General features: G+C 70.6%; 22 protein-coding genes. 15 read left to right on the top strand and 7 right to left on the bottom strand.

What is annotated here, in order from left to right; all coding sequences use genetic code 11:
* Window positions 1-53: 53 nt before the first annotated feature.
* Both ABZT93_RS06610 and ABZT93_RS06605 read right to left on the bottom strand, forming a co-directional pair.
* Window positions 54-482 (bottom strand): FMN-binding protein, encoded by a 429-nt coding sequence (locus ABZT93_RS06610; protein ID WP_356099923.1) that lies wholly within the window; start codon window positions 480-482, stop codon window positions 54-56.
* 10 nt (window positions 483-492) lie between these two features.
* Window positions 493-1,845, bottom strand: coding sequence for a ferredoxin reductase family protein (locus tag ABZT93_RS06605; protein ID WP_356099920.1), 1,353 nt, complete (start codon window positions 1,843-1,845; stop codon window positions 493-495).
* A gap of 167 nt (window positions 1,846-2,012) precedes the next feature.
* Here ABZT93_RS06605 and ABZT93_RS06600 point away from each other — a divergent pair, with 167 nt between their 5' ends.
* Together ABZT93_RS06600 and ABZT93_RS06595 are read left to right on the top strand one after the other, a co-directional pair.
* A complete protein-coding gene (locus ABZT93_RS06600) occupies window positions 2,013-2,753 on the top strand; it encodes a response regulator transcription factor (protein WP_356099917.1) in 741 nt (246 codons plus the stop codon).
* A complete protein-coding gene (locus ABZT93_RS06595) occupies window positions 2,750-4,228 on the top strand; it encodes a HAMP domain-containing sensor histidine kinase (RefSeq protein WP_356099914.1) in 1,479 nt (492 codons plus the stop codon). The genes ABZT93_RS06600 and ABZT93_RS06595 overlap by 4 nt, the downstream gene beginning before the upstream one ends.
* A gap of 1 nt (window position 4,229) precedes the next feature.
* Here the strand turns inward: ABZT93_RS06595 and ABZT93_RS06590 are convergent, their stop codons facing one another.
* Window positions 4,230-4,817 carry a pyridoxamine 5'-phosphate oxidase family protein gene (locus ABZT93_RS06590; RefSeq protein ID WP_356099911.1) on the bottom strand — a complete coding sequence of 196 codons (588 nt, stop codon included), beginning with the start codon at window positions 4,815-4,817 and terminating at the stop codon, window positions 4,230-4,232.
* Between the two features lie 121 nt (window positions 4,818-4,938).
* Complete coding sequence (locus ABZT93_RS06585; protein WP_356099908.1) at window positions 4,939-5,835, bottom strand: hypothetical protein; 897 nt, start codon at window positions 5,833-5,835, stop codon at window positions 4,939-4,941.
* 199 nt (window positions 5,836-6,034) lie between these two features.
* Here ABZT93_RS06585 and argH point away from each other — a divergent pair, with 199 nt between their 5' ends.
* From argH to ABZT93_RS06565, 4 genes are all read left to right on the top strand, one after another.
* Window positions 6,035-7,465: an argininosuccinate lyase gene (gene argH, locus ABZT93_RS06580; protein ID WP_356099905.1), complete on the top strand. Its 1,431-nt coding sequence runs from the start codon at window positions 6,035-6,037 to the stop codon at window positions 7,463-7,465.
* A 104-nt stretch (window positions 7,466-7,569) separates the two neighbouring features.
* Window positions 7,570-8,547 (top strand): aldo/keto reductase, encoded by a 978-nt coding sequence (locus ABZT93_RS06575; protein WP_356099902.1) that lies wholly within the window; start codon window positions 7,570-7,572, stop codon window positions 8,545-8,547.
* An 82-nt stretch (window positions 8,548-8,629) separates the two neighbouring features.
* Window positions 8,630-9,196 carry a helix-turn-helix domain-containing protein gene (locus ABZT93_RS06570; RefSeq protein WP_356099899.1) on the top strand — a complete coding sequence of 189 codons (567 nt, stop codon included), beginning with the start codon at window positions 8,630-8,632 and terminating at the stop codon, window positions 9,194-9,196.
* Complete coding sequence (locus ABZT93_RS06565; RefSeq protein WP_356099897.1) at window positions 9,193-10,716, top strand: MFS transporter; 1,524 nt, start codon at window positions 9,193-9,195, stop codon at window positions 10,714-10,716. Before ABZT93_RS06570 ends, ABZT93_RS06565 begins: the two co-directional genes overlap by 4 nt.
* Before the next feature lie 80 nt (window positions 10,717-10,796).
* On the opposite strand, the gene ABZT93_RS06560 is transcribed toward ABZT93_RS06565, so the two are convergent.
* Window positions 10,797-11,468 carry a lysophospholipid acyltransferase family protein gene (locus tag ABZT93_RS06560; protein WP_356099894.1) on the bottom strand — a complete coding sequence of 224 codons (672 nt, stop codon included), beginning with the start codon at window positions 11,466-11,468 and terminating at the stop codon, window positions 10,797-10,799.
* Between the two features lie 371 nt (window positions 11,469-11,839).
* On the opposite strand from ABZT93_RS06560, the gene ABZT93_RS06555 reads away from it, so the two are divergent.
* The 3 genes from ABZT93_RS06555 (at window position 11,840) to ABZT93_RS06545 (ending at window position 14,137) form a co-directional block, all read left to right on the top strand.
* Window positions 11,840-13,009 carry a glycerophosphodiester phosphodiesterase gene (locus ABZT93_RS06555; RefSeq protein ID WP_356099891.1) on the top strand — a complete coding sequence of 390 codons (1,170 nt, stop codon included), beginning with the start codon at window positions 11,840-11,842 and terminating at the stop codon, window positions 13,007-13,009.
* 75 nt (window positions 13,010-13,084) lie between these two features.
* Window positions 13,085-13,591 (top strand): sigma-70 family RNA polymerase sigma factor, encoded by a 507-nt coding sequence (locus tag ABZT93_RS06550; protein WP_356099887.1) that lies wholly within the window; start codon window positions 13,085-13,087, stop codon window positions 13,589-13,591.
* A 45-nt stretch (window positions 13,592-13,636) separates the two neighbouring features.
* The gene (locus ABZT93_RS06545; RefSeq protein WP_356099885.1) at window positions 13,637-14,137 is read left to right on the top strand and encodes a GNAT family N-acetyltransferase; all 501 of its coding nucleotides are present in this window, start codon (window positions 13,637-13,639) and stop codon (window positions 14,135-14,137) included.
* Between the two features lie 98 nt (window positions 14,138-14,235).
* Here the strand turns inward: ABZT93_RS06545 and ABZT93_RS06540 are convergent, their stop codons facing one another.
* Both ABZT93_RS06540 and ABZT93_RS06535 read right to left on the bottom strand, forming a co-directional pair.
* Window positions 14,236-14,667, bottom strand: coding sequence for a hypothetical protein (locus ABZT93_RS06540; protein WP_356099882.1), 432 nt, complete (start codon window positions 14,665-14,667; stop codon window positions 14,236-14,238).
* On the bottom strand, window positions 14,648-15,007 hold the full coding sequence (locus tag ABZT93_RS06535) for a hypothetical protein (RefSeq protein ID WP_007380763.1): 360 nt from the start codon (window positions 15,005-15,007) through the stop codon (window positions 14,648-14,650). Before ABZT93_RS06535 ends, ABZT93_RS06540 begins: the two co-directional genes overlap by 20 nt.
* 69 nt (window positions 15,008-15,076) lie before the next feature.
* Here ABZT93_RS06535 and ABZT93_RS06530 point away from each other — a divergent pair, with 69 nt between their 5' ends.
* The 6 genes from ABZT93_RS06530 to cbiE all read left to right on the top strand — a co-directional run bounded on the left by ABZT93_RS06530 (window position 15,077) and on the right by cbiE (window position 20,817).
* Window positions 15,077-15,727: an HAD family hydrolase gene (locus ABZT93_RS06530; RefSeq protein ID WP_356099878.1), complete on the top strand. Its 651-nt coding sequence runs from the start codon at window positions 15,077-15,079 to the stop codon at window positions 15,725-15,727.
* Between the two features lie 320 nt (window positions 15,728-16,047).
* Window positions 16,048-17,079: an ATP-binding cassette domain-containing protein gene (locus ABZT93_RS06525; protein ID WP_356099875.1), complete on the top strand. Its 1,032-nt coding sequence runs from the start codon at window positions 16,048-16,050 to the stop codon at window positions 17,077-17,079.
* On the top strand, window positions 17,076-17,801 hold the full coding sequence (locus tag ABZT93_RS06520) for a methionine ABC transporter permease (RefSeq protein ID WP_356099872.1): 726 nt from the start codon (window positions 17,076-17,078) through the stop codon (window positions 17,799-17,801). The genes ABZT93_RS06525 and ABZT93_RS06520 overlap by 4 nt, the downstream gene beginning before the upstream one ends.
* Window positions 17,802-17,867: 66 nt before the next feature.
* On the top strand, window positions 17,868-18,692 hold the full coding sequence (locus ABZT93_RS06515; protein ID WP_356099869.1) for a MetQ/NlpA family ABC transporter substrate-binding protein: 825 nt from the start codon (window positions 17,868-17,870) through the stop codon (window positions 18,690-18,692).
* A gap of 156 nt (window positions 18,693-18,848) precedes the next feature.
* Window positions 18,849-19,487 (top strand): GNAT family N-acetyltransferase, encoded by a 639-nt coding sequence (locus ABZT93_RS06510; RefSeq protein ID WP_356099866.1) that lies wholly within the window; start codon window positions 18,849-18,851, stop codon window positions 19,485-19,487.
* Between the two features lie 118 nt (window positions 19,488-19,605).
* Window positions 19,606-20,817, top strand: a complete 1,212-nt coding sequence (gene cbiE / locus ABZT93_RS06505; protein WP_356099863.1) for a precorrin-6y C5,15-methyltransferase (decarboxylating) subunit CbiE — start codon at window positions 19,606-19,608, stop codon at window positions 20,815-20,817.
* Window positions 20,818-20,903: the final 86 nt, after the last annotated feature.

Below are 20,903 nucleotides of genomic sequence, written 5' to 3'. Positions count from 1 at the left end.
GGGGGTGGGCGTGGTCCCTTGGTCCTTGGATACGTGCCGTGACGCCGGTGTGTTCAGCTGCCGGCGGAGTCCAGTGCGGACTGGAGTGACTGGCGGTAACCGTCGCTCGTGTAGGTGGCCCCCGAGACCGTGTCGATGTCCGCGCTCTGGGCTTGCAGCGCCTCGGTCCGCAGCCGCGGGATCGCGAAGCTGTTGATCTCCTGGTCCCGGGGGTTGTCCGTGGGGTAGACGACGGCGGTGACGTCGGTGAGCTTGCCGTTCTTCACGGTGACACGGACCTGTACGGGACCCCAGCGGGTCTGGACGGAGTCGCCGGTGACGGTTCGGGTTCCCGTGACAGCGGGGGCGGTCGACCCGGACGTCACCGCCAGGGCCGGCGAGGTGTGCGGCTTCAGCGACAGCAGCATCACCATGCCGGAGACGGTGGCGGCGCTCGCCAGCACGATCCGGCGCAGCGGGCGGTTCTTCTTCAACGCGTGCACGTGTGAGGCCTCACAGCTCGAAGGATTCGTGGTGGATACGGCGATCGGGAACTCCCGCGGCGCGCAGCTCCTCGTACAGCTCCCGGGCGAACCCGTGCGGGCCGCAGAGGTAGACGTCGTGACCGGCCAGGTCGGGGACGGCCGCCCGCAGCGACTCGGCGGTGATACGCGGCCGTTGCCCTTCCGGCCCGTTGAGCAGGTAGTGCACCTTCGCCCCGCGCCACCGCGCGACGGCCTCCAACTCCCCGCCCAGCGCGAGGTCCTCGACCGTGCGCGCCCGGTACAGGAGAGTGACCTCGCCCGGCAGCGTCTCGAACAGCGCCCGCAGCGGGGTGATGCCGACCCCGCCCCCGATCAGCAGCGACTTGGACGAGGTCTGCCGGTCGCCGGTCAGCGATCCGTACGGCCCCTCGGCCCACACGCGCGTGCCGGGCCGCAGCATCGCCACGGCCGTGCTGTGGTCGCCGAGCGCCTTGATCGTGATCCGCATGCGGTCGGGGCGGGGCGGTGCCGACAGGGAGTACGGCGTCGACGTCCACCGCAGGCCCGTGGCGAGGAACCGCCAGCGGAAGAACTGACCAGCCCGCGCGCCGAGTTGGTCCAGCTCCCGCCCGTGTACGACGACGGACCACACGCCCCGCGCCTCCTGGTGCACCGACTCCACCCGCAGCCGGTGCCGCAGGTTCAGCCGCACCGGCGCGAGGACCCGGAACCACAGCACCAGGGCCGCGACGCCGAGGTAGAGCGCGTACCAGGCCGCCGTGGCCACGGAGTTGCCGTTGAAGTCGTTGCCGAGGGCCAGTTGGTGGCCGAAGGAGAGGAACACGGCCGCGTACGTGAGGAGATGGACGTAGTACCAGACCTCGTAACCGGTCCGGCGGCGCACCGCGCGCGCGGAGGTGACGCCGACCGCGAGGAGGATCACCGTCCCCGCGGTCGCCTTGAGCATCTCCGGATAGTCCAGGACCACGGTGACGGTCTCGTGCCACAGCGAGGCGCTGTCCTGGGCGGCGTACCCGGTGAGGATCAGCCCGATGTGCGCGAGCAGCAGACAGACGGTGTACCGGCCGGCCATCGCGTGCCAGCGGGCCACCCGGTCCGAGCCGACCCGCCGCTCCAGCACCGGGACCCGCGCCATCAGACCCACCAGCACCGCACAGGCGTACCCGCACAGCAGCCCGGCGATCCGCCCGGCCCCGGTCATCCACCCGGCCGTACCGACGACGGAACCGGTGTCCGCCCACCACAGGGCGATCACGGCCGCCGCCCCGGCCCACAGGAGGGCGAGCACGGCACCCGCGGGGGAGCGTCGCGCGGGCGGCGCCACGGCCGGTGCGGCCCGCCGCTCGTACACGGTGGTCATGGATGCGTCCTCTCGCTTGTCCGGGACAGCGCTGTTGTCCGGGACCCCACTGTGCGAGGGGAACCTCTCAGGACCCTCTGAAAGGGCCCCCGCAGAGCGCACTCAGAGGAAACTCAGAGCTTGCCCGTGCCTCCTCGGCCGCGCCCAGGGGTGATCCTGGAGAGGACATGAACACCGCCCGCTCCGGCCGCCCCGCCCTCACCCGCCCCGACGGCACCCCGCTGCGCGTCCTCGTCGTCGACGACGACCCGGATCTCGCCGAGGTCCTCTCCGGCGCCCTGCGTTACGAGGGCTGGCAGATCCGCACGGCCGGCGACGGCGCCTCGGCGGTGGCCGCCGCCCGGGAGCTGCTGCCCGACGCCGTGGTCCTGGACGTGATGCTCCCCGACACCGACGGTTTCGCCGTCCTGCGCGCCCTGCACACCGTGAAGTCGGACGTCTGCGTGCTCTTCCTGACCGCCCGGGACACCGTCGAGGACCGCATCAAGGGGATCACGGCCGGCGGCGACGACTACGTGACCAAGCCGTTCAGCCTGGAGGAGGTCGTCGCCCGGCTGCGCGGGCTGCTGCGCCGCGCGGGCATGGCCCGCCAGCTCGACGAGGGCCCACGGCTGACCGTCGGCGACCTGGTCATGGACGAGGAGGCCCGCGAGGTCACCCGCGGCGGCGAGCTGATCGAACTGTCCCCGACCGAGTTCGAGCTGCTGCGGTTCCTCATGCGCAACCCGCGCCGCGTGCTCAGCAAGGCGCAGATCCTCGACCGGGTGTGGTCCTACGACTTCGGGGGCCGCGCCCATGTCGTCGAGCTGTACATCTCCTACCTGCGCAAGAAGGTGGACGCCGGCCGCGAGCCGATGATCCACACCGTGCGCGGGGCGGGATACGTGATCAAGCCGGTGACGCCGTGAGGGACCTCAGGCCGCACACCCTGCGGGCCCGGCTCACCCTCGGCCTGCTGGTGCTGCTGGCGGTGAGCTGCGCCGCGGTCGGGGTCGCCGCGGTCCTCGGGCTCCAGGGCTTCCTCACCGGCCGCCTCGACGAGCAGCTCACCGAGGCGGGGAACCGTTTCGCGGTCAGCCTGGAGCACAAGGGCGAACCGCAGAACAACGACCTCCCCCAGTCTCGAAAAGACTCGACCGGGGGGACCCCCACCGGCGACGAGCACGCCGACACCCGCCGCCAGGCCACGGGCACGTTCGGAGCCCGGCTGGTGGACGGCACGGTCACCAACGCGGCCGTCGTCCGCTCCACCGGCACCCTGGACGTCGACCTGAGCACCGGTGACCGGAAACGGCTCGCGGCCGTCCCGGTCGACGGCCGGGGCCACAGCGTCGGCCTCTCCGCCCTGGACGACTACCGGGTGCTCGCCACCCGGGGACTGGACGGCGACGTCCTGCTCACCGGGATGCCCCTGGAGCCCGTCGAGGTCGCCGTCCACCGCCTGGAACTGGTCGCCGGGATCGTCTTCGGCGCGGCCCTCACGGCCGCCGGCATCGCGGGCGCCCTGTGGGTGCGCTGGTCCCTGCGCCCGCTCAGCCGGGTCGCCGCGACTGCCACCCGGGTCAGCGAACTCCCGCTGGCCAGCGGGGAGGTGGCGCTGCCGCCGCGTGCCCCGGAATCCGACCCGCGCAGTGAGGTGGGCCGGGTCGCCGGCGCCTTCAACCGCATGCTCGGCCATGTCGAGGACGCCCTGACCAAACGTCACGCGAGCGAGGAACGGCTGCGCAGCTTCGCCGCCGACGCCAGCCACGAACTGCGCACCCCGGTCGCCTCGGTACGCGGCCACGCCGAACTCGCCCTGCTGCACCCCGGGCCGCTGCCGCCGGAGATCACCCGGGCCCTGGAACGCATCGCCGCCGAGTCGACGCGCATGGGAGCCATGGTCGACGACCTGCTCCTGCTGGCCCGACTGGACGCGGGCCGCCCCCTGGAGGCCGCCCCCGTCGACCTGACCCGCCTGGTCCTCGACGCCCTCACGGACGCGCGGGCCACGGGTTCCGGGCACCGCTGGGAACTGGACCTGCCCGAGGACCCGGTCACGGTGACGGGCGACGAGCATCGCCTCCAACAGGTCCTGGCCAACCTGCTGTCCAACGCCCGGCTGCACACCCCGGCCGGTACCAAGGTGACGGTGACCCTGGAGACCGACGCCGCCGCGGTGCTGCTGATGGTCCACGACGACGGCCCCGGCATTCCGGAGGAGATCCGGCCCGGTGTCTTCGAACGCTTCACCCGTGCCGACCGCAGCACCAAGTCGGAGACCGGCGGCGCGGGCCTCGGCCTGTCGATCGTGGCGGCGGTGGTGGAGGCGCACGGGGGAGGCGTGGCGGTGGAGAGCAGGCCAGGATCGACGACCTTCACCGTCCGGCTCGGCAGGGCGTGAATCAGACCGCGGACGGCGGCAACGGCAATGGCAGCCCCGGCAGCCCGTCCAGGCTCGTGGCGATGTGCTCCTTCTTGCTGAAGTACTCGCTGAGCGACGCGTCGTCCTCGCGTGAGAACCGCCTGCCGTGCAGGTCGCGCTCGCCCTCGTACGCCATGTACGGCACCGCGTAACCACAGGAGTCACGGACCAGTTCGGCCGTCACGACGACGATCGCCCGCAGTCCGTGCGCGCTCGGGTCGATGTCCGGGAAGTGCGAGAGCAGTTCTTTGAAGCGTGGGTCGTCCCGGAAGACCGGCTCACCGCGTCCGTGCACCCGGACGATGTTCGGCGGCCCCTGGAACGCGCACCACATGAGGGTGATCCGGCCGTTCTCCCGCAGATGTGCCACCGTCTCGGCGGTGGAGCCGGCGAAGTCGAGGTAGGCCACGGTGCGTTCGTCGAGGATCGCGAAGGAGCCGCGCAGACCCTTGGGGGAGAGGTTGACCGTGCCGTCGCCCGAGAGGGGAGCCGTCGCGGTGAAGAAGAGGGGCTGCGCCTCGATGAAGGAGCGGAGCCGGCCGTCTATGCGCTCATAGGTCTTTCCCATGTCCAGGCATTATGGGTGAAGACCTTTCGCCTGTCTAAGGAATTTGGACGCGCCCTCTCGGGACGACGTCCGTGGCCGCCCCGGCCGGCGCTCACACGGGGCGGCCACAGCGCCTGTCACGTCACTTGTTGAGCGTGCAGGCGGCCAGGGAGTCGAGGCCCTGCGGCTTCTCCGCGGTCCGGCCGATGGAGATGGCGATGCGGTCGATGGTCGACTTCCGCTTGTCGGCCAGCGGGCCGAGGATCGCGTTCTGGACGAAGTTCGGTCCGCCCTGGCCGACCGTGTCGACGAGCCGCTTGTTCGCCTCGGCGAGCTGCGTGTTCAGCAGCGTCAGGTTGCGGTCGACCTCGGCCTGCGCGGTGGCCGGGATCGCGGGCAGCTGGGAGGCCACGTCCGGGCAGGTGATGGCGCCCGCCGCGGCGGCCTCGCCCGCACCCTCCGCGTTCCCGGTGTCCTCGGCGCCGCCGGCCGCCTCCGAGGCCGCCTCGCTCGGCGTGGCCTCCGCTCCGGCCCCGGCCTCGGCGCCGCCCTCCTCGCCCCCGCCTGCCTGCTCACCGGTGCCCGCGGCACCGCCGGCGCCCAGGGTGCAGGGGGCCAGCGCGTCCAGGCCCTGCGGCTTGTCGGCCGTGCGGCCGATGGCGGTGGCGATGCGGTTGACCGTGGCGATCCGCTTGTCCTCCAGCGGGCCCAGGATGGCGTTCTGGACGAAGTTGGGCCCGCCCTGGCCCACGGTGTCGACGAGACGCTTGTTGGCCTCGTCGATCTGGGTCTGGAGCAGGGCCAGGTTGCGGTCGACCTCGGCCTGCGCGGTGGCCGGGATCGCGGGCAGCTGGGAGGCCACGTCCGGGCACGTGATGCTGCCGACGTCGGCCAGCGTGCGGGCGGTGGTGGTGCCGCTCTTGGAGGTCTCCCCGGCGAGGGCGGTACCGGCGACGATCGCCCCGGTCAGTGCCACGGCGGCGGCGCCGCCGATGATCGCCACGCGGCGCTTGTTGTACTTCGGAAGAGCCCTGGACATGCGGATGCCTCACTCGGGGTCGGGAAGTGGTCTTCGTTTACAAACGCGGCGCCTGCGTTCGGCGTGGAATACGGGCAAGCGGTTTCCGGTGTTCAAAGGGACCGCAAATTCTTCGCCGCCCCGAGCTCGGATTGACGAATCATGCAGGGCACTGCATAATCATGCATAATGTTGAGTGCAGCGGTGAGGAGCAACGCAAGTGAGCAGCAACAGCGGTGACGTCCGGCTCTGGGGCGGTCGTTTCGCCGACGGTCCCGCCGAGGCGCTGGCGAAGCTGTCCGCGTCCGTCCACTTCGACTGGCGGCTCGCCCCGTACGACATCGCCGGTTCGCGTGCCCACGCGCGCGTGCTGCACAAGGCGGGCCTCCTGAGCGAGGACGAGCTCCAGCGCATGCAGGCCGGACTCGACCAACTCGAGGCCGACGTGGCCGACGGCTCCTTCGTGGGCACGATCGCCGACGAGGACTGCCACACCGCCCTGGAGCGGGGTCTGCTGGAACGCGTCGGACCCGACCTCGGCGGCAAGCTGCGCGCCGGCCGCTCCCGCAACGACCAGATCGCGACCCTCTTCCGCATGTATCTGCGGGACCACGCCCGGATCATCGGCGGCCTGATCGCCGAACTCCAGGACGCCCTGGTCGGCCTGGCGGAGGCTCACCCGGACGTGGCGATGCCCGGCCGCACCCATCTCCAGCACGCCCAGCCGGTGCTGTTCGCCCATCACGTGCTGGCCCACGTCCAGTCCCTGTCCCGGGACGCGGAGCGGCTGCGCCAGTGGGACGAGCGCACGGCCGTCTCGCCGTACGGCTCGGGCGCCCTGGCGGGCTCGTCGCTCGGCCTGGACCCGGAGGCGGTCGCGAAGGACCTCGGCTTCGAGCACGGCAGTGTCGGCAACTCCATCGACGGCACGGCCTCCCGTGACTTCGTCGCCGAGTTCGCCTTCATCACCGCGATGATCGGTGTGAACCTCTCCCGGATCGCCGAGGAGATCATCATCTGGAACACGAAGGAGTTCTCCTTCGTGACCCTGCACGACGCGTTCTCCACCGGCTCGTCGATCATGCCGCAGAAGAAGAACCCGGACATCGCGGAGCTGGCGCGCGGCAAGAGCGGCCGCCTGATCGGCAACCTGACGGGTCTGATGGCGACCCTGAAGGCCCTCCCGCTCGCCTACAACCGCGACCTCCAGGAGGACAAGGAGCCGGTCTTCGACTCCTGCGACCAGTTGGAGGTCCTGCTCCCCGCCTTCACCGGCATGATGGCGACTCTCACGGTCAATCGCGAGCGCATGGAGGAACTGGCCCCGGCCGGCTTCTCCCTGGCGACCGACATCGCCGAGTGGCTGGTCAAGCAGGGCGTGCCGTTCCGGGTGGCCCACGAGGTCGCCGGCGAGTGCGTCAAGGCGGCCGAGGCCGAGGGCAAGGAACTGAACGACCTGACGGACGACCAGTTCGCCAAGATCTCCGCCCACCTGACCCCGGAGGTCCGGTCGGTGCTCAACGTCCCCGGCGCACTCGCCTCCCGCAACGGCAGGGGCGGTACGGCGCCGAGCGCGGTGGCGGTCCAGCTGGCCGAGGTCAAGGCGAACGTGGCGACGCAGCACGAATGGGCTCGGGCGAAGGGCATGTAGGGGCGCGGGGAACTGCGCGACAAGCCACGACGTACCCGCACTCGTCGACGCACCGCACAACCCACCCCCCTGAAGCGAAGGGCATCCCGAGTTACGTTGTCGGCATGCCCTTCGCACGTCTCGCCGCCACCACCACCCCCACCGCGCACATCGGCCTCGGTCTCGCCGCAGTCGCCCGACCCGGCTACATCAACCTCGGCCGAGACCATGACCTCGGCCTCGCGGAGACCCGCACGGTCGACGCCCTGCGAGCCCGCACCCACGAACTCCTCGACGCCGCCTACGCCCAGGGCGTCCGCTACTTCGACGTGGCTCGCTCCTATGGCCGCTCCGAGGAGTTCCTCGCGGACTGGCTCACCAAGAACCCCCACATCGACGACGTGGTCATCGGCAGCAAGTGGGGCTACACCTACACCGCCGGCTGGACCACAGACGCCGAGAAGCACGAGGTCAAGGACCACAGCGTCCGGACGTACGACCGCCAGCGCGCCGAAACCGCGGCACTGCTCGGTGAGCGCCTGGACCTCTACCAGATCCACTCGGTGACCCCCGAGAGCCCGGCCCTCACCGACAGGGAACTCCACGCGAGGCTCGCGGAGGCGGCCGCCCAGGGCACCACCATCGGCTTCTCGACCAGCGGCCCCGCCCAGGCGGACGCCATCCGCGCGGCGCTGGAAGTGACCGTCGACGGCGACCCCCTCTTCCGTACCGTCCAGTCCACGTACAACGCCCTGGAGACCTCGGCCGCTCCCGCCCTCGCCGAGGCGCACGACGCAGGCCTCACGGTGATCGTCAAGGAGGGCATGGCCAACGGCAGGCTCGCCGAAGCGCACGCCCCGGAAGCCCTGAAGGCCGTGGCCGAGGAGACGTCCCTGGGCTGTGACGCCGTAGCCCTGGCGCTCGTCCTCCGTCAGCCCTGGGTCGGAGTGGTCCTCTCCGGAGCCGCCACCACCGGCCAGCTCGCGTCCAACCTGCACGCGGCCGTCGTGGACCTGGACGACGACCAGCTCTCCCGGCTCGCGGCGGTGGTGGAGGAGCCGCGGGTGTACTGGGAGCGCCGCGGGCAGCTGCCCTGGCACTGACGGAACCCTGATCAGCGGCCACGAGTGAGACGACCGCGCCCGCGATGAGACAATGATGTCTCATATGGGCTATGGTTGTCTCATGGCTGTCGACCGTGACCATGTGCTGCGCAGTGCCGCGGCCCTGCTGACCCGCAAATCCACCGCCACCATGGACGAGGTCGCCAAGGCCGCCGGGATCAGCCGGGCCACGCTGCACCGCCACTTCGCGGGGCGCGACGCGCTCGTACGGGCACTGGAAGCGCTCGGCATCGAGGAGTGCGAGAAAGCGCTCGACGCCGCCCGCCCGGAGGAGGGACCGGCGAGCGAAGCCGTACGGCGTCTGGTCCGCGAGGTCGAGTCCGCGGCCGGACTCCTCGCCTTCCTCTACACGGAGAACCAGCTGTTCGAGGGCGAGGAGCAGAACGAGGGCTGGGCCCGGATCGACGCCCGCATCTCCGCACTGTTCCGGCGCGGTCAGCGGGACGGCGAGTTCCGCATCGACCTCACGCCTGCCTGGCTCACCGAAGCACTGTTCGGCCTGCTCGCCTCCGCCGTCTGGTTGCTCCAGAGCGGCAAGGGCGCCCCCAAGGACTTCCACCACATGACCGTCGAGCTGCTGCTCGGCGGCGCACTACGTCATCCCGCACGACCGAGAGAGGAATCATGACCAGCACCCTGCAGCCGGCGACCACGACCGAGGCGGTGAGGCGTCCGGGCCGTTGGCTCGCGCTGTCCGTCCTGGTGCTCGCCGTGCTGCTGGTGGCCGTGGACGCGACCGTCCTCGGCCTCGCGACCCCGTACATCAGCGAGGACCTCAGGCCCACCGGGACCCAGCTCCTGTGGATCGGTGACGTCTACTCGTTCGTCATCGCGGGCCTGCTGGTGTCGATGGGCAGCCTCGGCGACCGCATCGGCCGCAAGCGGATCCTGCTGCTGGGCGCGACGGCGTTCGGCGCGATCTCGATCCTCAACGCCTACGCGACGACACCGGAGTTGATGATCCTGGCGCGGGCGCTGCTCGGCGTCGCCGGCGCGACCCTGATGCCCGCCACCCTGGCCCTGATCCGCAACATCTTCCACGACCCGCGCGAACGCAGCCTCGCCGTCGGCATCTGGGGCGCGACCGCCTCCGCCGGTACGGCGGTCGGCCCGATCGTCGGCGGCTTCCTCCTCGAACACTTCTGGTGGGGCTCGGTCTTCCTGATCAACCTGCCGGTGATGGCGGTCCTGGTGCTCGTCGGCATCAAGTTCCTGCCCGAGTCCCGCAATCCGGACCCGGGCCCGTGGGACATGACGAGCGTCGCGCTGTCCCTGGTCGGCGTGATCGCGGTGGTCTACGCCGTCAAGGAGGCCGCCGCGCACGGCCTGACGTGGGGGCCGGGCGCCGCGGGCCTGCTGGGAGCGGCGGCCCTGTACGCCTTCGTCCGCCGCCAACTCACCCTCCCCGCCCCCCTCCTGGACATGCGCCTGTTCGGCAACCGCGGCTTCAGCGGCGCCGTCCTGGCCGACCTCCTGACCGTTCTCGGCCTCTCCGGGCTGGTCTTCTTCCTCTCCCAGTACCTGCAACTCGTGCAGGGCAGGCGCCCGTTGGAGGCGGGTTTGGCCGAACTCCCGGCTGCGGTGGGAGCGGTGGTGGCGGGCCTCGTGGCCGGAAGGGTGGCCCGCAGGTACTCGGTGCGCTCGGTGGTCTCCGCGGGCCTGGCCGCCATCGGTCTGGCCCTGGCGTCACTGACCCTGCTCGACCGTTCCACGGGCTACCCGATGCTGGGCGCCGCCCTGCTGGTGGTCGGCGTGGGCGCGGGCCTCTCGTTCACCGTGACGGCGGACGTGATCCTGTCGAGCGTTCCGAAGGAACAGGCGGGAGCCGCGTCGGCGGTCTCCGAGACGGCCTACGAACTGGGCGCGGCGCTGGGCATCGCCGTACTGGGCTCGATCGTGACGGGCGTGTACCGGGGCTTCACGGCCCCCGCGGGCACGCCGGAAGGGGCGCACGAGTCTCTCGGCGGCGCGGTGGAGGCAGCATCCGGACTGCCGACGAACACGGCTCAGGACCTGCTGTCGTCAGCCGGTGAGGCTTTCGTGGACGGCCTCACCATCGCCGCGGGCGCGGGAGCGGCGGTCCTGCTCGCGACAGCGGTGGCGGCCTGGTTCATGCTGCGGGGCCAACGGCTCGACAAGGGTTTTTAGGGGCGCGGGGCTGTGTCCGTGTGCGGCTCCGCCGCGTGGGCGCGAGCAACCACGATGCGCCCGCACCCGACGACGAACCCCTACGCGGCCTTCGCCTTCGTCGCATACATGTCCACGTACTCCTGCCCGGACAGCCGCATGACCTCGGTCATCACGGAGTCCGTCACGGCGCGCAGCACATAACGGTCGCGGCCCATCCCGTCGTACCGGGAGAACTCCATCGCCTCACCGAAGCGGACCGTGACCCGCCCCGGGCGGGGCATCCCCGAACCGCCCGGCTGCAACTTGTCCGTGCCGATCATCGCGAAGGGGACGACCGGCGCGCCCGTCATCAGCGTCAGACGGGCGATACCCGTACGCCCCCGGTACAGCCGGCCGTCGGGCGAACGCGTCCCCTCGGGGTAGATCCCGAAGACCTTCCCCTCCTCCAGGACCCGGCGCCCGGTCATCAGCGCGGCCACGCCGCCGCGACCGCCGTCGCGGTCCACCGGGATCATGCCGACGCCGGTGAAGAACCAGGCCATCAGCCGGCCCTTGAGGGACTTCCCGGTGACGTACTCGTCCTTGCCGATGAAGAACACCTGCCGGTCGCAGACCAGCGGAAGGATCATCGAGTCGATGAAGGTGAGGTGGTTGCCGGCCAGGATGACGGGACCGTCACCCGGGATGTGCTCCGCGCCCTCCACCTGTGGGCGGAACATCAGGCGCATGATCGGTCCGAGCACTGCCTTGATGAGCACGAAGCGGGACAACGGGCCCTCCGGTGTCAAGAGAACGGCCAGGGAAACAGTATGAGTCTGTGCAGGTGAGGACATTACTCGCGGCTCGGGGGGTCGTGCACATCGGGCGCTCGGGGTTCACCGAGGTCTTACGCACTGTTGACACTCGTTTACCTGCTGATGGTCCCCGTTGCCTCCCGGAAACCCGGGCGGAACGATGTGACGGAGGTCGCCCCGATCGATGCGTACCCCGCCTCTCCGCCATGAAGCCGACGAACCATCAGACATCTGTTCTCATACGACATCACACGTCACCCGCGTGTTCCGCAGGAGGTCTCCCGCCCGTCATGGACGCGGTCCTACGATCGGCCCGCATCGAAGAGGCGACGGCAGGAGGGGTCCCCATGGGATCGCAGGACGAGCACACGGACGGCACCGGGCGGCGGGCACTTCTCGGGGCCGCGATGTTCGGCGCCGGGGGAGCGGTCCTGGGTCTCTCCGGGACGGCGAGAGCCGCGACCGCCGGATCCGCAGGACACGGAGGCGGCGGCCTCAAGAGCCTGCCCGTGCCGACGGTCATCGGCCACCGGGGCGCCAGCGGCTACCGCCCCGAGCACACCTTCGGCTCCTATCAGCTCGCCCTCGACCTGGGCGCCGACATCGTCGAGGCCGGTGACCTCGTCCCCACCCGGGACGGCCACCTGGTCTGCCGCCACGAACCGGAGATCGGCGGCACCACCGACGTCGCCGACCACAAGGAGTTCGCCGACCGCAAGAGGACCAAGCTCCTCGACGGCGTCTCCGTCACCGGCTGGTTCACCGAGGACTTCACGCTCGCCGAGCTCAAGACGCTCCGCGCGATCGAGCGCATCCCGGCCAACCGCCCGCACAACACCCTCTACAACGGCCGCTGGGAGATCCCCACCTTCGAGGAAGTCCTGAAGTGGCAGGACGAGCAGACCCGCAAGCGCGGCAAGCAGGTCTGGATCTACCCCGAGACCAAGCACCCCACCTACTTCCGGGGGCTCGGCCTGGGCCTGGAGGAGCGGGTCGCGAAGCTCCTGCACAAGCACGGCAAGGACAAGCGCAACTCCCCGGTCATCCTCCAGTCCTTCGAGCCGACCAGCATCCAGCGCCTGAACAAGCTCGTCGACAACCCCCTGGTCGTCCTCCTGTCCGCCGCGAACACCCGCCCCTTCGACTTCGTCGCGACCGGCGACCCGCGCACGGTCGCCGACCTCATCACCCCCAAGGGCCTGAGGGAGATCGCGGGTTACGCCCAGGGCATCGGCCCGACCCTCGACCTGGTCATCACGAAGAAGGCGGACGGCAGCCTCGACAAGGAGACCACCCTGGTCGCCGACGCGCACAAGGTCGGGCTGATCCTGCACCCCTACACCATGCGCAACGAGAACCCCTTCCTGCCGGCGGAGTACCGCAAGGGCACCGACGCGGACGCCTACGGAGACGCCTTCGGCGCCTTCAAGCGGTACTTCGCCACCGGCATCGACGGCGTCTTCACCGACAACGCCGACACCGGCGTCCTGGCCCGCCAGGACTTCGTCAACGGCTGAGCCGACACACCCCGATGGGGGTGACTTAGGGCCGCCCGGGCAACCCAGACCCCGGGCGGCCGTGTCGTACCGCATATGACGCACGACTTGGTCACCGCCCTGCGCCCACTGCTCACCGCCGAGGCCTCGGCGGAGGCACATGCCGCCGGTACGGAACCGGCCGATCTGGAGCAGGCGGTCTGGCTCCGCCTCCTGGAGCACCTGGAGACCCAGGGCCCGCCCCTCGACCCGCCCGGCTGGCTCCGCCGCGCCGTCCGCTCGGAGTCCCGCCGCAGCCGCCGTACGACCCGCCTCGAACGGCCCTACGACACCGAACCCGCGGCCGACGACGACCGCACTCCCGAACAGCTCGCCCTCGCCGCGGCCCGGCGCAGGGCCCTGCACGACGCGGTGCGCCGCCTGCCCGGCCGCTGCCCCTCGCTCATGGCGGCCCTCCTCTCCCCGAGAGACCTCACCTACCGGGAGATCGCGGGGGAGTTGGGTATCTCACAGGGCAGTCTGGGTCCGGAACGTTCCAGATGCCTGGGATGTCTTCGCCGATTGCTGCCACCGGAGGTTGCGGCACACCGGGGGCGGGGATAGGAGTGGGGGACAACAGGCGATCAGGTGAGCGGGAGGCGTGCGCACATGGGCATGAGCGTGACCATCTCTGCGGCGGCCGAGCAGGACGCGGAGCAGATCTTCAGGCTGCAGTACCTGTGCTTCCAGAGTGAGGCGGCGCTGTACGGCAACTACCGCATCGATCCGCTCGTCCAGACCCTGGACTCGGTCCGTGCCGAAGTGGCCTCGGACTGTGTGTTCGTGGCCCGCCTGGGAGACGAGGTGGTCGGCTCGGTCCGCGGCCGCGTCACCGAGGACGGCTCGGCCGCCATCGGCAAACTCTGCGTCCACCCCCGCCTCCAGGGCCACGGCATCGGCGCGCGCCTCCTCCGGGCGGCCGAATCCGCACTGGCGGAGGAGCGGGGCGCCACCAGCTTCCGCCTCTTCACCGGCCACCGCAGCGAGGGCAACCTCCGCCTCTACCGCAGGGTCGGCTACCAGACGGTGGGCACGTCGGAGGGCGGCGCGGACGGAGTCCCGATGATCGTCCTGGAGAAGCCGGCGGGCGCATACGCGGCTACGGCGTGATGAGCGTTTTTGGCCTTTAGGGGCGCGGGGCTGTGTCGATTTGCGGCTCCGCCGCGTGGGCGCGACCAGCCGCGTACGGGGGATGCCGCCACCCGACCTCAGGCGGCATCCCCCGTACGCGCACCCTTGCGCAACCAGTAAATGGCGGAGAGCGGCAGCAGCACAGGGATGAACAGATACCCCATCCCGAAGTCCGACCACACGGTCGCATCGGGAAACGCGGACGGCTCGACCAACGTCCAGGTGCCCACCGTCAGCACGCCCAGCAGCTCGACGACACAGCACACGAGTGCCGCCTTACGGGCAGTCTCCCCACCCCGCACCAACGAGTACGTGATGAACCCGTAGACGACGCCGGCCACGGCGGACAGTGAATACGCGAGCGGCGCCCGGTCGAACTCCGTGGAGATCTGCACGGCGGACCGCGACACCGCTCCGACCACCATCACGCCGTACAGCCAGACGAGCAGCGTCCCCGGCCCACTGGTCAGCCGCCGTCGCCGACTCACCTCAGCCTCCCCAGATGTCATAGAGCCGCACCTCCAGAACGGCCAGCACCACACCGCCGGCGGCAACCGTCACCGATCCCCACCGCGTCCGCTCCGCGAGCGACATGAACCCCGCCGCCGGCACACACGCGAACGCCCCCAGCAGATAGGCGACGAAGATCGTGGTCCCCTGCTCCGGCTTCTCGCCCCGTGCGAGCTGCACGATCCCGACCACCAGCTGGACCAGCGCCAGCACCGACACCACGGCCATGCCGATGAAGTGCCAGTCCTTGGTCGGCTCGTCACGGTAGGCGGCCCAGCCGCACCAGGCGGCCAGCAGCAGCGCGGCGACGCCGGTCACCAGCGTCAGGACATCAAACATGCGGCGAGCCTATTACGGGTCAAACGGCCTGATGCGGCCGCCCCCGCGCCACACCGTAGGGTCGAGGACATGAAGATCCACGCCGAAGCCCTCCTGTTCGACAACGACGGAACCCTCCTCTCCTCCCTGGAGTCCGTCCACCGCTGCTGGACGCGCTGGGCGGAGGAGTTCGGCATCACCGCGGAGGCCTTCGCGCGGGTCGAACTGCACGGGCGCACCGCCGCCGAGATAGCCGCCGAACTGCTGCCCGCCGATGTCGTGCCGGCGGCCGTCGCACGGATCGAGGACCTGGAGGTGGCGGACGTACCCGACGGCGGTGTGCACCTGCTGCCCGGCACCGCGGCCTTCCTCGACTCCCTGCCCGCCGAGCGCTGGGCCGTCGTCACCTCCGCCACCCGCCGTCTCGCCGAGGCCCGGCTCGAAGCCGTCGGCATCCTCCCCAAGACCCTGATCGCCGCCGACGACGTCACCCGCGGCAAGCCCGACCCCGAGCCCTACCTGCTCGCCGCCCGCGAACTCGGCGTCGACCCGTCCCGCTGTGTCGTCTTCGAGGACGCGCCCGCGGGCCTGCGCGCCGGCCGCGCCGCCGGAATGACCACCGTGGCCTTGACCACAACCCACCAGGCCCACGAGCTCGACGCCGACCTGGTGGTCGAGAACCTGTCGGCCCTTTCGGCCCTGGTCACCGCCCAGAACGTGGAGATCTCCGTCCGGCCCTGAAGCCTGTCCACCGCTGTCCGCCATTCGGACAGCGGGTTCTTGGTCGCTCCCATACGTCTGCTTTACTGATCGCATGACCACGACGAGCTGCCGCACCTCTGCGACCGAGGCGACCATGACGCCCGGTGCTCGTTGTATGTGTCGAATGTGCGCCTGTTAGAGGGCCCCCGCACCACCTCCTGAGCCTCGCGCCCCGAAGCGAGCCGCCCCGGCACGTCCGTACGCCGTGAACGCCGTATGTGACCCATGTGCCCGCGCACGACTTCTCTCCCGTACCTGGGCACACCCACGCCCGCGTACTCGACAGTGACGGAACCCCAGTGATCACGACAACAGGCCTGACCAAGGTCTACCGCTCGCGCGGCCGTGAGGTCACCGCCCTGGACGGCGTCGATCTGCACGTCCGCGAGGGCGAGGTGTACGGCGTCATCGGCCAGTCCGGCGCCGGCAAGTCCTCGCTCATCCGCTGCGTCAACCTGCTGGAGCGCCCCACCGCCGGCACGGTCACCGTCGCCGGACAGGACCTCACCGCCCTCGCGGGCCGCGGCCGGCGTGCCGGCAAGGAGCTGCGGCAGGCGCGCAGCCGTATCGGCATGGTCTTCCAGCACTTCAACCTGCTGTCCACCCGGACGGTCCGGGACAACGTCGAGCTGCCGCTGGAGATCCTCGGCAAGTCCGGCAAGGAGCGCTCCCGCAAGGCGCTCGAGCTGCTGGACCTGGTCGGACTCGCCGACCAGGCGGGCGCCTACCCGGCCCAGCTCTCCGGCGGCCAGAAGCAGCGCGTCGGCATCGCCCGCGCCCTGGCCGGCGACCCCGAGGTGCTCCTGTCCGACGAGGCCACCAGCGCCCTCGACCCCGAGACCACCCGCTCGATCCTCCAGCTGCTGCGCGACCTGAACCGGCAGCTGGGCCTGACCGTCCTGCTCATCACCCATGAGATGGACGTCGTGAAGTCGGTCTGCGACTCGGCGGCCCTGATGGAGAACGGCCGGATCGTCGAGTCCGGCACCGTCAGCGAACTGCTCGCGACCCCCGGCTCCGAGCTGGCCTCGGCTCTCTTCCCCGTCGGCGGCGACGCCACCGGCGAGGACCGGACCGTCCTCGACGTCACCTTCCAGGGCGAGGCGGCCACCCAGCCCGTCATCTCCCAGCTGTCGCGCACCTACAACATCGACATATCGATCCTCGGTGCCGCCATCGACACCGTCGGCGGTCTCCAGGTCGGCCGGATGCGCATCGAACTGCCCGGCCGCTACGAGGACAACGTCGTGCCGGTGGGCTTCCTGCGCGAACAGGGCCTCCAGATCGACGTCGTCGGTGAGCCGCAGCTGGTGAAGGAAGGTGCGAAGTGACCTGGTCCGAGATGCAGCCCCTGCTGGAGCAGGCGTGTTGGGACACCCTCTACATGGTGGGCTGGTCCACGCTCATCGCGGTCGTGGGCGGCCTTCCGCTCGGTGTGCTGCTCGTCCTCACCGACCGCGGCGGACTCCTCCAGAACGTCGTCGCGAACAAGGTCATCGGGCAGGTCGTGAACGTGGCGCGCTCGATGCCGTTCATCATCCTGATGGTCGCGCTCATGGGCTTCACCCGCTCGATCACCGGCACCACCATCGGCCGCGAGGCCGCCATCGTGCCGCTCGCGATCGGGGCGATCCCGTTCTTCGCGCGTCTCGTCGAGACGGCTGTCCGCGAAGTGGACGGGGGCCTGGTCGAGGCCGTGCAGTCCATGGGCGGCAACACCTGGACGATCGTCCGCAAGGTCCTCGTGCCGGAGTCCCTGCCGTCCCTCATCGCCAGCACCACCACCACGATCGTCGCCCTCATCGGCTACTCCGCGATGGCCGGCACGGTCGGCGCAGGTGGCCTCGGCGACGTCGCCATCCGCTACGGCTACCAGCGCTTCGAGACCCAGCTCATGTGGATCACCGTCGCGATCCTCGCCGTCGTCATCTCGCTCATCCAGTTCGCCGGCGACTACGCGGCCCGCTCGCTGCACAGCCGCGGCGGACGCTCCGGACCCGCGCCGAAACTCCGTCTGCTGAAGGCGTCCACGGCGGACACCAAGACCGTCTGACACGCTCCCAAATTTCCCGTGCACCCCTTCACGGGATCGCTGCACCCAAAAGGAAAGGCACTTTTCGTGCGTAACACCGCAAAGCTCACCGCCGCCGTCCTCGCCGCCGGAGCCCTCACCTTCGGGCTCAGCGCCTGCGGTTCGTCCGGCTCCGCCTCCGACACCAGCGGACCGCTGGTCGTCGCCGCGAGCCCCACCCCGCACGCCGAGATCCTGAACTACGTCAAGGAGCACCTGGCGAAGAAGGCGGGCCTCGACCTGGAGGTCAAGGAGTTCAGCGACTACACGACGCAGAACCCGGCCACGGAAGACGGCTCGGTGGACGCCAACTACTTCCAGAACCAGCCCTTCCTCGACGACTTCAACAAGAAGCGCGGCACCCACATCGTGCCCGTCGTCACGGTTCACCTGGAGCCGCTCGGCCTCTACTCCCACAAGGTCAAGAGCGCCGACGCCCTGAAGAGCGGTGCGACGATCGCCGTCCCGAACGACAGCGTGAACGAGGCGCGTGCCCTCAAGCTGCTCGACGCCAACGGAATCATCACGCTCAAGGACGGCGTGGGCAACGAGGCGACCCCCTCCGACATCACCAAGAACCCGAAGAACCTCAAGTTCAAGGAGCTGGAGGCGCCCCAGACCCCGCGCTCCCTGGACGACGTCGACGCCGCGGTCGTCAACGGCAACTACGCCATCGAGGCCGACCTCAAGCCCGCCTCGGACGCCCTGGTACTGGAGTCCGCCAAGAACAACCCCTACGGCAACTTCCTCGCCGTGAAGGAAGGCAACCAGGACGACCCGCGGGTGAAGAAGCTCGCCAAGCTCCTCACCTCCGCCGAGGTCAAGAAGTTCATCGAGGACAAGTACGCCGGCTCCGTCATCGCGTCCTTCTGAGCGAGGCGAGGCTACCGGCGCGTATACGACGTATCGCCACGCACGGGGTCCACTCGCTCACGATGTGTGGACCCCGTGATGCGGTTCGGTGCTTTCATGCTGCATGCTGGGCAGTTCAGCAGGCCCTGCAGGTTTCCGACGGCTACGGAGTGGCGCATGAGTGGCACCTTCCCCAACATCTCCATCAGCACGGAGCGGTTGGTGCTGCGCCCCCTCGACGAGGACGACGTACCCGCACTGGCCGAGATGATGAACGACGAGCAGGTCGGAGCCTGGACCGACGTCCCCCAGCCGTACAGCGAGGAGCAGGCGCGCGGCTGGATCACGCGGTACGCGCCGACCGAGCGGGAGGCCGGCCGTGGGATCACCTTCGCCGTCACGGAGTTCCTCACCCAGCGCCTCGTCGGCATCGTCCAGCTGACCAAGACCAACTGGCACGTCCGCGCCACGGAGTTGTCGTACATCATCGCCCCCTGGGCCCGCGGCGAGGGCTATGCCTCCGAGGCCGCGCTCGCCACCGCCCAGTGGCTGTTCACCGACCAGAAGTTCGAGCGGATCGAGCTGCGCACGGCGGCCGACAACACCGCCTCCCAGCAGGTCGCCCAGAAGATCGGCTGTATCAGCGAAGGCGTCCTGCGAGGCGCCTGTATAGCGCGCGTCCGCGCCGACGACGGCACCTGGAGCGACGTCCGCACCGACTTCATCGTGTGGAGCCTGTTGCCCGAGGACCTCGACGGCGCGGGCGACCAGCTGGCCGACGCGGACGGCTTCACGACGTACTCCGACTGGAACTGACCGAATTCGAACTCAGGCCGGTGAAAGAGCTTCCGGGGCGCAGCGGGTACCCTCACCAAGCCGCCCGCGGGCTGCCCACCGACGACGGCCCGCGCACACCCCTGGAGACTGAGAGACGATGGCCGACCGGGTCACGGTGATCGGCTGGGACGGCTCGCCGCTGACCGCCGCGGCACGCTCCGCCCTCGGCGCCGCCACGCTCGTCGCGGGCGCCGCCCACCACCTGGCACTCCCCGAGGTGCCGGCCGCCGCCGAACGCATCCGCCTCGGCAGCGTCGCCCTCGCCGCCCGCCGTATCACCGGCCACCGCGGCACCGCGGTCGTGCTCGCCGACGGCGATCCCGGGTTCTTCGGAGTCGTACGGACCCTGCGCGCACCCGAGTTCGGCCTGGAGGTCGAGGTCGTCCCCGGCGTGTCCTCGGTCGCCGCCGCCTTCGCGCGGGCCGGTATGCCCTGGGACGACGCCCAGGTGGTCGTCGCCCACCGGCGCACCCTGCGTCGCGCGGTGAACGTGTGCCGGGCCCACCCCAAGGTCGCCGTCCTCACCTCGCCCGGCGCCGGACCCGCCGAACTCGGCCTGCTGATGGAGGGCGTCCACCGCACCTTCGTCATCTGCGAGGAACTGGGCACCGACCGCGAACAGGTCACCGTCGTCACCTCCGACAAGGCCGCCGACCACACCTGGCGCGACCCCAACCTCGTCATCGTCATCGGCGGCACCGCCGCCGTCACGGAGGACGGCGGCTGGATCGCCGGCCGCGACCCGGCCGCCACGCCCCGCGGCTGGACCCTGCCCGCCGAGGCCTACGGCGGTCTCATCGGCGAAGGCGAACTGGAACCGCTCCGCGCGGCCCAACTCGCCCGCCTGGGACCGCGCGTCGGCGACCTCGTGTGGGACATCGGCTGCGGCAGCGGCGCCTTCGCCACCGAGGCCGCCCGGGCCGGGGCCGCCGTCATCGCCGTCGACCGCGACCTGAGGGCCTGCGAGCGCACCGAGGCCAACGCGCGCGCCTTCGGACTCCAGGTCCAGATCGTCCCCGGCATCGCCCCGCACGTCCTGGAGAACCTGCCCGAACCGGACGTCGTCCGCGTCGGCGGCGGAGGGGTGGCCGTGGTCTCCGCGGTCGCCGACCGGCGTCCGCAGCGCATCGTCGCCCACGCGGCCACCCGCGACGAGGCCGAACTCGTCGGCCGCGACCTCACCGAGCACGGTTACCGCGTCGAGTGCGCCCTCCTCCAGTCCGTCGAACTCGACACCCGGGCCTGGACGGAGACGGAACGGAGCGTCGCGTTCCTGCTCAGCGCGGTACTCCCGGACCGTACGGCCTGACGCCCCGGGTCGTCCTTGCGCCGTCCCCGTGATCCTGTTGTCGTACCGCGCGCGGTAGGCTGGCCGACTGTTGTACCACTCCCGGC

It is taken from the genome of Streptomyces sp. NPDC005303 (genome assembly GCF_040607335.1).
GTDB lineage: Bacteria > Actinomycetota > Actinomycetes > Streptomycetales > Streptomycetaceae > Streptomyces.
Note: the sequence above shows the minus strand (reverse complement) of the source record. Positions and strands in the feature narration are given on the sequence as shown.